This is a genomic window from Erythrobacter donghaensis (genome assembly GCF_001557325.1).
In the GTDB taxonomy this organism is placed as follows: Bacteria; Pseudomonadota; Alphaproteobacteria; order Sphingomonadales; family Sphingomonadaceae; genus Erythrobacter; species Erythrobacter donghaensis_B.
Genome location: NZ_LSJS01000170.1, coordinates 1 through 416 on the forward strand (window position 1 = coordinate 1; position 416 = coordinate 416).

1 protein-coding gene is annotated in these 416 nt (G+C 60.3%); it reads left to right on the forward strand.

All coding sequences use genetic code 11. From position 1 onward, the window contains the following. Positions 1 to 416 (forward strand): TraU family protein (locus AX692_RS09955; RefSeq protein ID WP_196491784.1); only part of this gene is annotated, 416 nt, incomplete at both ends.

Genomic DNA, 416 nt, shown 5'->3' on the forward strand with positions numbered 1-416 from the left:
GGCAAGTTCGTCAATCCGATCACGGACATCTGCTGGTCGTGCCTGTTTCCGATCTCGATCGGTGGCCTGAAGATCTGGCCGTCGAGCCGTCCCGATACGAGCAACCCGGCTCTCCCCGTTTGCCTCTGCGGTTTGCGGCCTGGCATCGCCATGGGGTTCTGGGAGCCGGTCCGGCTTGCCGACGTCAGCATGAAGCCATGGTGCTTCGTCAATCTGGGCGGGATGAAGCTCGATCCGGGGTTCGACATCGGCTTCAAGTCGATGGCGGGGCCATCTGCAGTTGGCGGCAACACCCAGTACAACTCGCAGTGGCATGTCCACTGGTATGCCTATCCGCTGATCTACTGGATGGAGATCGTCGCCGATTTCCTGTGCCTCGAGTCCGGCTCGATCGACATCCTCTACATCACCGAGAT